This window comes from Kibdelosporangium aridum (genome assembly GCF_900176515.1).
In the GTDB taxonomy this organism is placed as follows: domain Bacteria; phylum Actinomycetota; class Actinomycetes; order Mycobacteriales; family Pseudonocardiaceae; genus Kibdelosporangium; species Kibdelosporangium aridum.
In genome coordinates, this window is record NZ_FWXV01000013.1 from 314,568 (window position 1) to 324,595 (window position 10,028).

Consider the following 10,028-nt stretch of genomic DNA (forward strand, 5'->3'; position numbering starts at 1 on the left):
GAATCAGATGTCGTCAGCGTCAGTGCGGGAATCAGGTCGTTGTCGCCAGCGCGAACGGAAGCACCGGCCCGGACCCCGCGTCGGACAACAGCTTCGCGGCGACCGCCATCGTCCAGCCGGTGTCGATCTGGTCGTCCACCAGCAGGATCGGCCCGCCAACCCGCCGGACACCCTCGGCAAGCGATGTGGGGACCTGCATCGTTTGCCACAGACCGGCAAGCCGTTGAGCACTGTTGCCTCGGCGGTCGGCGCCCCCGGCGATGTCGACCTCGCCGAGGAACTCCAGCCGTCCGATCGCGGCCAGCCGCTCACCCAGGCTGTGGATGAGCTTCGGCCGTCTGCTTGACGAGATGGTGGCGACGGCTACCGGTCGGCCGTCCCATTTCCAGTTCGTCAGCACCTTCACGCACGCGTCGAACACGTCATCCGGCACGGGCTCATCCGGCGCGTTCGTCCCCAGCAACGCTCGCAGCCGATTGCCCCAGCCGATGTCGGTCAGCCTGCCGAGCGCCCGCCCGGGCTGGGCCTGATCCTCCTTCGCGATCTTGCCTGACAAGGGCACACCGAGCGCCTTCATTCCCGGCGGCCACTGCCGTCGCGGCATCACCTCCACACCCGGGCGCCGCAGCCGATCTCGCGCTTGAGCCGCGCCGCCCTGGGAAACCGTTGTGTCCCAAGTACGTCCTGTGCAGTTGTCGCACCGCCCACACGCCGTCGCATGTGGATCGTCCAGCTGCCGGAGCAGGAACTCCATCCGGCAGCCGTCCGTGGCCTGGTAGTCGAGCATCGCCTGCTGCTCGGCCACCCGTGCTTCGGCCACGTGCGCATAGCGCTCCGCGTCGTATGTCCACGAGCCATCCAGAAGCACCCAGCCGCCGCGCTCTCGTCGCACGACACCGTCCACATCGAGCACTTTGAGCACGACCTCGAGTCGCGAGCGGGACAAGTCCACGCGCGGTTCCAAGGCAGGCAACGACATCGGCCCGTCCGCGTCGCCCAACGCGGCGAGCACCTGCCGCACTACCTGCTCCGGTGGGAAGGCCAACGATGCGAAGTAAGCCCAGATGTCCCTGTCTTCCGCCCCCGGCAACAGGAGCACCTCGGCCTTGTCCACACCACGGCCCGCCCGGCCGATCTGCTGGTAGTACGCGATCGGCGATTGCGGTGCCCCCAAATGCACCACGAACCCGAGATCCGGCTTGTCGAACCCCATCCCGAGCGCGGACGTCGCCACCAACGCCTTGACCCGGTTGGCCAACAGGTCTTCCTCGGCCCGCAACCGTTCAGCTTGCTCTGTCTTCCCCGAGTACGCCCTTGCTTCGAACCCCCGCTCGCGCAAGATCGACGCCACCTCTTCGGCCGCCGCGACAGTCAATGTGTAGATGATCCCGGAGCCAGGCAACTCCGGGAGCTGTTCGCCCAACCATGCCAGTCGCGTCGCGGCGTCCGGCAGTCTCACCACCGCCAATCTTAGACTCTCTCGGTCGAGCGCGCCACGCAGGACCAATGTGTCTGTTGTGGACGGTCCAAGTCCCAGTTGCTGAGCCACATCCCGCACGACACGGTCGTTGGCGGTGGCCGTGGTCGCCAGTACTGGCACACCGGCGGGCAGCTCGGTCAGCAACGTGCGCAGCCGCCGGTAGTCCGGCCGGAAGTCGTGGCCCCAGTCCGAAATGCAGTGTGCTTCGTCCACAACGAGCATTCCCGCCGACGCCGTCAGCGAAGGCAGCACGTTGTCACGGAAATCCGGGTTGTTCAACCGTTCCGGGCTGACCAGCAACACGTCCACGTCACCCGCGTTGACGGAGTCCTGTACCTCACGCCATTGGTCCGAGTTGGACGAGTTGATCGTGGCGGCGTGCACGCCTGCCCGCGCGGCCGCCTCAACTTGGTTACGCATCAACGCCAACAGTGGTGAGACAATCACCGTCGGACCCGAGCCGCGCGCCCGTAGCAACGCGGTGGCCACAAAGTACACAGCTGACTTTCCCCAGCCCGTACGCTGGACGACGAGCGCGCGTCTGCGCCCGGCCACGAGTGCCTCGATCGCAGTCCACTGATCATCGCGCAGCCGGGCGTCGTCGCCGGCGAGCGCCCGGAGGTGACGCTCGGCGTCTTCGCGTAGTTCGTTCACCAATCCACCTCTACCGTATGTGCGGCGAGTGCACCGTAGTAAGCCAGGACAAGTCCGTGCGAACGGACCGTTCGTACGATGTCAGGAGCGGAAGTGACCGAACAACGCAGGCGGGACTCGGCCGCGAGCAAGGTGGCTTTGCTCGACGCGGCAAGGGATTTGTTCGCCGAACGAGGGTATGACCGGACGACTGTCCGTGACATCGCGGGCCGTGCCGGTGTCAACCAGGCGCTGTTGTTCCGGTACTTCGGCAGCAAGGAGGCGTTGTTCGCGGCCGTGGTCGCTCGCTCGGGCCGGGAGCATCTCGCGGAGATCCCGTCCGATCAGGTCTTCGCGAGGATCCTGCGCGGCATCCTCGGCAAGGAGCAGCAAGGCGACCACACGGTGCAGATCATGCTGCGATCAACCGGTGAGGACACCGTCGCCAAGGAGATCAATGAGCAACTCGGGCAGGACTACATCCGCACGCTCGCCGGGCTGACCAGTCAGCCGGATCGCGATTTGCGGGCCCACCTCGTGCTGGCCTGGATCATCGGAATCGACATCGTCAGATCGGTCGCCAGAACCGACCCGCTGGCCAGCGCCGACAGCGACGACGTGATGGCCTGCGTGTTGCCCGCTGTCCGGGCATTGCTGGAAGACGTTAGGGATATTCCGGGCACATAGGGCAACGGTTCGTTGACCCTCCGTCAGGCCGGGAGTACGGTCGGGGTTGTAAGCAAGCGCTTACAGCCATAAAGGGGGCTGGTCGATGACCACCACAGAACATCCGATCAACTACCCGTTCAGCGGAGGCGGCACAGACGACTACGCAGGACTCAACCCTTCACCCGAACGTGCCGGGCTCGCGGACGGAGAGCCGTTGGTCCGCGTCCGCCTGCCGTACGGCGGTGACGCGTGGGTCGCTCGCCGCCACGACGACGTGAAAGCCGTGCTGGGCGATCCCCGGTTCAGCCGGGCAGTGGCGTTCGGCAAGGACGTGCCGCGGTCGACTCCGCTGATCCGGGAGGACCGCACGATTCTCGACATGGATCCGCCGGACCACACCCGATTGCGCAAGCTGGCCGCGAAGGCGTTCACCGCCAAGCGAGTCGAACTGCTCCGGCCGCGCGTGCAGCAGATCGTGAACACCCTGATCGACGAGATGATCGCCAAGGGCGCACCAGCCGATCTGATGTCGTCGGTGTCCTGGCCGCTGCCGATCACCGTGATCTGCGAGATGCTCGGCGTCCCCTACGAGGACCGCGAGAAGTTCCGCGGGTGGACCGACGCGGCGCTGGCGCTCACCGCTTTCACACCGGCCGAGATCGAACAGGCCCAGCAGAACTTGACCGACTACATGTCAGGGCTGCTCGACCAACGCCGGGAGAACCCGCAGGAAGACCTGCTCACCGCGCTGATGCAGGCAAGGGACAACGACGATCGGCTCAACCCGGACGAGATCGCCCAGCTGGCCGTCGCGCTGCTGGTCGGCGGGCACGAGACCACGGCCAACCAGTTCGGCAACTTCGTCTACAACCTGTTCAACCACCCCGAAGAGCTGGCCAAACTGCGGGCCAACCCCGACATGGTGAACTCCGCTGTCGAGGAGTTGCTGCGGCACACCCCGCTCGGGGCGAGCGGTGGGTTCGTCCGGATCGCCACCGAGGACATCGAGCTGGGCGGCACGACGGTACGTGCGGGCGAAGGCGTGTTCGTCGACCTGATCGCCGCCAACCGGGACCCGCGGCGGTTCGACAACCCGCAAGAACTGCGCCTGGACCGTGAGGTCGTCGGCCACATCGCGTTCGGACACGGCGTGCACCACTGCATCGGCGCGCAGCTGGCCAGGTTGGAACTGCAGGTCGCACTCGGCACGTTGTTCAAACGATTCCCGGACCTTTCGCTTGCCGTGGACGCGCAGGAAGTGCCGTGGAAGCATGGTCGTCTAGTACGTGGCCTGCAAGAGCTGCCGGTTACCTGGGCGGAGGTACGTGAGTGAGCGATACACAGTGGCGGATCGAGGTGGAGCGGCCCCTGTGCATCTCGTCGGGGATGTGCGTCGGTATCGCGCCGGACCATTTCGAGCTCGAAGGTGACGGTTCGCACGCACTGGCCGAGGTGGTCGACCAGGACGAGGTCGTGATCGACGCGGCCGAGTCCTGCCCGGTCGAGGCGATCAAGGTGTTCAGCACCGCCGGCGACCAGCTCGTCGCGCCAACCGACTGACGTTCCGTGCGTCCGGGCGTGGCTCGCCTCACGCCCGGACGATTACCTGGTCCAGAGATTTGCGCACCAGATCCGGGACCACCGCGTCCTGCGCGGGATAGCCGATCGCGATGACGGCGAACGCCTTCTCGTTGCGTGGCCGGCCCAGCACTTCCGACAGGAACTTCATCGGGCTGGGTGTGTGCACGAGCGCGCACAACCCGGACAGGTGCAGAGCGGTCAACAGCATCCCGACCGAGATGCCGACTGATTCGTCGACGTAGTAGTGCTTGTGGCTGTCGCCGTTCTCGTCGAGGTAGAACCGCTGCTCGAAGACCACGATCAGGTACGGCGCGTCGGTCAGGTGCGGCTTCTGCGCGTCAGTGCCGAGAGGTTCAAGAGCGGACAGCCATTCCTCACCAAGCCGTCCCTCGTAGGAGCGGCGCTCCTCCTCTTCGGCCGCGCACCGGATGGCCGCCCTGGTCTTGGGGTTCGTTACCAGTACGTACGTCCACGGTTGCTGGTGCGCCCCCGAAGGAGCGGTCGCCGCCACCGCGATCGCGTCAAGGACGACCTGCTCCGGCACCGGGTCGGCGGCGAACGCACGGACCGTGCGTCGTTGGCTCATTCGTTCCCGCAGGTCAGCGGCTATCACCATGGACGCCTTCGGCGGAATCCGCGGCGGCCGGTAAGGCGTCGGCTGGTACGGCTGGCCGTGCATGGGTGTCCAACTCCTCATAACCCCTCATCCTGCCTCGATGATCAGGAGAAATGCGCCCCCAATCGGTGAAAACGGCAGGTTATGGCCCCACTACCAGCGTTGCGGCCGCGTACCCTCCCGAGCTATGTCGGCGAAATGTCGCATCGGGATCATGGGTGGCACCTTCGACCCGGTACACCACGGTCACCTCGTCGCGGCGAGCGAGGTCCAGGCGCGGTTCAACCTCGACGAGGTCGTGTTCGTACCGACCGGCCAGCCGTGGCAGAAAGGCGAGCGGGAGGTCAGCCCGGCCGAGGACCGCTATCTGATGACGGTGATCGCGACTGCGTCCAACCCGCGGTTCTCAGTCAGCCGGGTGGACATCGACCGCAGCGGGCCGACGTACACCGTGGACACGCTGCAGGACCTGCGTGCCAAGCGGCCGGACGCCGAGCTGTTCTTCATCACCGGCGCGGACGCGCTCGCGCAGATCCTGTCGTGGCGGGACGCCGAGAAGCTGTTCGGACTCGCCCATTTCATCGGCGTGACCAGACCCGGGTACACACTCGACGACCATCACCTGCCGGACGGTTCGGTCAGCCTGGTCGAGGTGCCCGCGATGGCGATCTCGTCGACCGCGTGCCGTGACCGCGTGGCCTTGGGCGAGCCGGTCTGGTACCTGGTCCCGGACGGCGTCGTGCAGTACATCCAGAAGCGCAACCTGTACGCCGACCGGACCATCGGCTGCCAGTCGGAATAGTCACGCGCCCGTCCGGCCAGGCCCAGGTACCCTCATACCTCAATTGCTGATGGCCGGACAAGGAGAGACGTGCCTGCTACGCCCGACGCACGCAGGTTGGCGCTGGTGGCTGCCAACGCGGCTGCTGACAAGTTGGCCAGTGACATCGTTGTTCTCGACGTGTCGAACCAGCTGGTGATCACCGACTGCTTCGTGATCGCCTCCGCGCCCAACGAGCGCCAGGTCGGCGCCATCGTGGACAACGTCGAGGAGAAGATGCGCGAGGCCGGGACCAAACCGGTCCGCCGCGAAGGCGCCCGCGAGGGCCGCTGGGTGCTGCTCGACTTCGTTGACGTGGTCGTGCACGTCCAGCACACCGAGGAACGCTCGTTCTACTCGCTGGAGCGGCTCTGGAAGGACTGCCCGCGGATCGACTTCGACCCGACGACCGGGCAGGAGACGTGACTCTTCGCCGCCTCGTGCTGTGGCGGCACGGGGAGACGGACTACAACGCCGAGAGCCGGATGCAAGGGCATCTGGACTCCGCACTGACCGAGGTCGGCTGGAACCAGGCCCGGTTCGCGGTGCCCGCGTTGGCTCGCTTCTCCCCGGACCTCGTTGTTGCCTCGGACCTGCGTCGTGCGACGGACACCGCGACGGTGTTCGTCAACGCGACGGGGGTTCCGCTGCGGATCGACAAGCGTTTGCGTGAGACCAACCTCGGCGAGTGGCAAGGCTTCACGGGCGCCGAGGTCGATGAGATGTCCCCAGGTTCCCGCATCGTGTGGCAGAACGACGCGACCTGGGCGCCGCCAGGTGGTGAGACGCGTATCGAGGTTGCCGCTCGTGCCGCCGAGGTCGTCGCTGATCTGGACGAGGGCGACGAGGAGACCGTCATCCTCGGCACGCACGGCGGTTTGATCACGGCGCTCACCGGAAGGCTGCTCGGACTGCCGGTGGAGAACTGGCCGCTGCTCGGCGGTATCGGCAACTGCCACTGGACTGTGCTCGCCCGGCGGGCAAGCACCGGGCTGGCCTGGCGGCTGATCGCTTACAACGCCGGCATCACCGGATGACGACGCTGCTGGTCTTCGGCGACTCGCTGAGCTTCCACGGGCCCGATGGGCCGATGCCCGCCGACGATGAACGGCTCTGGCCGAACGTCGCCGCGGCGGAACTGGGCGGGACGGCCGAGCTGGTCGCCGGGTTCGGGTGGACGGCGCGCGACGCGTACTGGTCCCTGGTGGGCGACCCTCGCGTATGGACCTTGCTGCCCAAGGCTGACGTGCTCGTTCTCGGAGTCGGCAGCATGGACACGCTGCCTTCGCCGTTGCCGACGTATCTGCGGCAAGGGCTGCGCTACGTGCGCCCGGATGGTCTGCGGCGATGGGCCCGTACCCGGTATTTGGCCGCTCAGCCGTGGCTCTCGCAGGTGATGGGTGGGCGGCCGGTCGCGCTGCCACCTGCGCTGACCGTCCGGTACCTCGATTTGATCCTGACGTCGATCCGGGCGTTGCGACCGACCTTGCCGGCTGTCGGCGTATTGCCCCCGGAGCACCGGGCGCAGTCCTACCGGGGTGTGCACACCGGGCGTGTCCCGGGCGCTTTGGCGATTTCCCGCTGGGCTTCGTCCGCCGGGGTGCCCGTGCTCGACTTGGCCGCGTTGACCAGGGATCACGTGCTCGGCGGGCACGGCAACGCCGACGGGATGCACTGGGGCTGGGACGCGCACAAGACAGTCGGCCGTGCTTTGGCCGAGTTGGTCGCCGCCAGCGGCCCGAAACAGACGTAGGCTCGGCGATCATGTCCGTCGTCGTAGTCACCGACTCCACGGCGCACCTGCCGGAAGGCTTCGCGGCCCGGCACTCGGTGCGCGTGGTGCCCCTGCACGTCGTCATGGACGACCGAACCGGGCTGGACGGCATCGACATCGGCCCGATGCAGCTGGCGGGCGCCCTGTCCCAACGGCAGGTCGTGACGACTTCGCGGCCGTCACCGCACGAGTTCGCGGCCGTCTACCGGGAGCTGCTGGATGGCGGCGCGTCCGGCGTGGTGTCCGTACACTTGTCACGGCACTTGTCGGGGACCTGGGACTCGGCGCGTCTCGCTGCCGAGGAAGTCGGGGCCGACAAGGTCCGTGTGGTCGATTCCCGGACAACGGGAATGGGGCTGGGGTTCGCCGCTTTGCGGGCCGCCGCGGCCGCCGCTGACGGTGCCAAAGGGCTCGATGTCGAGGCTGAGGCGGTGACGACGGCGGCTCGTGCCAAGACGTACTTCATGGTCGAGACGCTTGAGTACTTGCGACGCGGCGGGCGGATCGGGGCAGCGGCGGCGTTGGTCGGGACTGCGTTGGCCGTCAAGCCGGTGTTGCACGTCGCGGACGGGCGGATCATGCCGCTGGAGAAGGTCAGGACGGCCAGCCGTGCGATGGCGCGTTTGGTTGACCTCGCTGTGGATTCGGCCGGGAGCGGGCCGGTTTCCCTTGCCGTGCACCACCTTGCCGCGCCGGACCGGGCCGCCGAACTGGCGACCCGCCTTGAGGAACGGTTGCCTCGGTCGTCCGGGTGCGTAGTGTCGGAGCTGGGTGCGGTGATCGGCGCGCACACCGGCCCAGGTGTGCTGGGAGTCGTGGTCCTCCCCGACTAGCGCAATACCACAAACCACCGACAACCCAACCAGAAAAACCCGAGGGCACCCCAACCTGTCCACAGAAACGAGTTGTCCACAGCCCCAAAACCGCCACCCGGGCATCCAACCCAAAACCGGCCTAGCGTCGAAGGCATGTTCGAAACAAGCCGGCGCCGAACCACCGCCGAAAACGACCCGAAGATCCGACTCAAGCAACTGGCTGCTGCCCGCGGAACCGAAATCCCTGACCCCACACCGGAATGGGTGGACGAAACCCCGCCAACCCCGTCATCACAACCCCCGGTGCGCGCACGTCTGAAGAACCTCCGACTGCCTGTCGTCGCCACGGCCGCTGTCGTCGTGGCCTCCTGTGCAGCCATCGGAATCCTTGTGGCACAGCCAGAAAAAGAAGTACCACCGCTGTTGCCGGCCGCAGCTGTCAGCAACGACCCACGCCCGTCCACGGCAAGAATCGTGGTGAGCGTCGTCGGCCGAGTCCCCAAACCAGGCCTCATCACGTTACCCGAGGGCTCCCGCGTAGCAGACGCAATCCAAGCAGCAGGCGGAGTGTCCGAAGTAGACGCGCTCACCCTCAACATGGCCCGCCGCCTAGCCGACGGCGAACAGATCTACGTAGGCATCCCACCCCCACCGGAGGTGGCACCGGCACCACAACCCAAACCAGCGAAACTCGACCTGAACACAGCAACCACCGCCCAACTCGACGACCTCCCAGGCGTCGGAGCGGTGACAGCCCAACGCATCCTCGACTGGCGCACCGAACGCGGCCCGTTCACAGCAGTGGAACAACTCCGCCAGATAGACGGCATCGGCGAAAGCCGATACTCCAAACTCAAGGACTTGGTGACCGTACGATGACCATCCCTTTCCTGCCCACCCCGGACAACTGGCCCTACTCACCCCTCGAAACCCTCTGGCTCACCGCCCTACTCGGCGGCTTCCTCATCCTCTCCAACTTCCGCATCCCACCCTGACCTCTCAACCAAGGAACAACCACAGCTCCGTAGCGCCACGCCATCCCTGCCCCTCCAGAGGCCGTGCCAGCTATACGTGTTCGCCGAGACCTCGGCCCTGCACCCAAAAGGAAACGCTCAGGGCAAGCCGCAGACCGGGAGGATCAAGCCATGTCATCTCGCCGACAATGGACCTTGCCACGACACATAGCCGACGAAACCGGCCTACTCATGAACGGACCAGAGCCAAAGACTTGTTTCCTCATGGGGTTCGGGCATTGCCGCAAAGTCGGCGATGCGCCTTAACCAGTCGAAACGATCTCACCGGAACCCTGCCACCGTTGAATGCCAGGGACTGTAACGCGAAGGGTGTTTCCGGCCGTTGTTGTCAGTAGGTTTCAGCGGCCGGCCAGCGGTCACTGAAGGTGATGGAGAACGCGTTCAACGCGGGCTTCCACCTCATTGTCCACCGGGCTTGCCCGGTGCCGGTCGGGTCCAGGCTCCTGGTGACCAGATACAGGCACTGAGCGCTGCTTGCTCGGTCGGGAAATGCCCTCGTGCCCGCACCGCACGACGATACCGCGCGTTCAACGACTCGATCGCGTTCGTGGAACACAACACACGCCGAATCTCCACGTCATAGTCCAGGAACGGGATGAACTCCTG

11 protein-coding genes and 1 pseudogene are annotated in these 10,028 nt (G+C 66.3%); 9 read left to right on the plus strand and 3 right to left on the minus strand.

Annotated features, from left to right (window positions below; all coding sequences use genetic code 11):
- Nucleotides 1–31: 31 nt before the first annotated feature.
- A complete protein-coding gene (locus B9C43_RS48475) occupies nucleotides 32–2,134 on the minus strand; it encodes a RecQ family ATP-dependent DNA helicase (protein WP_084434046.1) in 2,103 nt (700 codons plus the stop codon).
- Between the two features lie 78 nt (nucleotides 2,135–2,212).
- Here B9C43_RS48475 and B9C43_RS48480 point away from each other — a divergent pair, with 78 nt between their 5' ends.
- The 3 genes from B9C43_RS48480 to B9C43_RS48490 all read left to right on the plus strand — a co-directional run bounded on the left by B9C43_RS48480 (nucleotide 2,213) and on the right by B9C43_RS48490 (nucleotide 4,342).
- Entirely contained in the window at nucleotides 2,213–2,800 is a 588-nt protein-coding gene (locus B9C43_RS48480) for a TetR/AcrR family transcriptional regulator (RefSeq protein WP_084434047.1), read from the plus strand.
- 85 nt (nucleotides 2,801–2,885) lie between these two features.
- Nucleotides 2,886–4,115 (plus strand): cytochrome P450, encoded by a 1,230-nt coding sequence (locus B9C43_RS48485; RefSeq protein WP_084434048.1) that lies wholly within the window; start codon nucleotides 2,886–2,888, stop codon nucleotides 4,113–4,115.
- Nucleotides 4,112–4,342, plus strand: a complete 231-nt coding sequence (locus B9C43_RS48490) for a ferredoxin (protein ID WP_033382660.1) — start codon at nucleotides 4,112–4,114, stop codon at nucleotides 4,340–4,342. The genes B9C43_RS48485 and B9C43_RS48490 overlap by 4 nt, the downstream gene beginning before the upstream one ends.
- A gap of 28 nt (nucleotides 4,343–4,370) precedes the next feature.
- Here the strand turns inward: B9C43_RS48490 and B9C43_RS48495 are convergent, their stop codons facing one another.
- The gene (locus tag B9C43_RS48495; protein ID WP_084434049.1) at nucleotides 4,371–5,060 is read right to left on the minus strand and encodes a nitroreductase family protein; all 690 of its coding nucleotides are present in this window, start codon (nucleotides 5,058–5,060) and stop codon (nucleotides 4,371–4,373) included.
- A 106-nt stretch (nucleotides 5,061–5,166) separates the two neighbouring features.
- On the opposite strand from B9C43_RS48495, the gene nadD reads away from it, so the two are divergent.
- The 6 genes from nadD (at nucleotide 5,167) to B9C43_RS48525 (ending at nucleotide 9,267) form a co-directional block, all read left to right on the plus strand.
- The gene (gene nadD, locus B9C43_RS48500; protein WP_063751001.1) at nucleotides 5,167–5,781 is read left to right on the plus strand and encodes a nicotinate-nucleotide adenylyltransferase; all 615 of its coding nucleotides are present in this window, start codon (nucleotides 5,167–5,169) and stop codon (nucleotides 5,779–5,781) included.
- 69 nt (nucleotides 5,782–5,850) lie between these two features.
- Complete coding sequence (gene rsfS / locus B9C43_RS48505) at nucleotides 5,851–6,225, plus strand: ribosome silencing factor (protein ID WP_084434050.1); 375 nt, start codon at nucleotides 5,851–5,853, stop codon at nucleotides 6,223–6,225.
- Nucleotides 6,222–6,836: a histidine phosphatase family protein gene (locus B9C43_RS48510; RefSeq protein ID WP_033382664.1), complete on the plus strand. Its 615-nt coding sequence runs from the start codon at nucleotides 6,222–6,224 to the stop codon at nucleotides 6,834–6,836. Before rsfS ends, B9C43_RS48510 begins: the two co-directional genes overlap by 4 nt.
- On the plus strand, nucleotides 6,833–7,552 hold the full coding sequence (octT, locus tag B9C43_RS48515; protein WP_084434051.1) for a diglucosylglycerate octanoyltransferase: 720 nt from the start codon (nucleotides 6,833–6,835) through the stop codon (nucleotides 7,550–7,552). The genes B9C43_RS48510 and octT overlap by 4 nt, the downstream gene beginning before the upstream one ends.
- An 11-nt stretch (nucleotides 7,553–7,563) precedes the next feature.
- Entirely contained in the window at nucleotides 7,564–8,406 is an 843-nt protein-coding gene (locus B9C43_RS48520) for a DegV family protein (RefSeq protein ID WP_033382666.1), read from the plus strand.
- Nucleotides 8,407–8,541: 135 nt separating this feature from the next.
- Nucleotides 8,542–9,267 (plus strand): ComEA family DNA-binding protein, encoded by a 726-nt coding sequence (locus B9C43_RS48525; protein ID WP_084434052.1) that lies wholly within the window; start codon nucleotides 8,542–8,544, stop codon nucleotides 9,265–9,267.
- Between the two features lie 483 nt (nucleotides 9,268–9,750).
- On the opposite strand, the pseudogene B9C43_RS48530 reads toward B9C43_RS48525, so the two are convergent.
- Nucleotides 9,751–10,028 (minus strand): annotated as a pseudogene (locus B9C43_RS48530) (transposase); the annotation flags it as partial.

What these genes read in the sequence shown, in the direction of transcription:
- B9C43_RS48520 (WP_033382666.1), top strand. Translation starts at nt 7,564, where the DNA reads ATGTCCGTCGTCGTAGTCACCGACTCCACGGCGCACCTGCCGGAAGGC.
- octT (WP_084434051.1), top strand. Translation starts at nt 6,833, where the DNA reads ATGACGACGCTGCTGGTCTTCGGCGACTCGCTGAGCTTCCACGGGCCC.
- B9C43_RS48495 (WP_084434049.1), bottom strand. Translation starts at nt 5,060, where the DNA reads ATGAGGAGTTGGACACCCATGCACGGCCAGCCGTACCAGCCGACGCCT.
- B9C43_RS48525 (WP_084434052.1), top strand. Translation starts at nt 8,542, where the DNA reads ATGTTCGAAACAAGCCGGCGCCGAACCACCGCCGAAAACGACCCGAAG.
- B9C43_RS48480 (WP_084434047.1), top strand. Translation starts at nt 2,213, where the DNA reads ATGTCAGGAGCGGAAGTGACCGAACAACGCAGGCGGGACTCGGCCGCG.
- B9C43_RS48485 (WP_084434048.1), top strand. Translation starts at nt 2,886, where the DNA reads ATGACCACCACAGAACATCCGATCAACTACCCGTTCAGCGGAGGCGGC.
- nadD (WP_063751001.1), top strand. Translation starts at nt 5,167, where the DNA reads ATGTCGGCGAAATGTCGCATCGGGATCATGGGTGGCACCTTCGACCCG.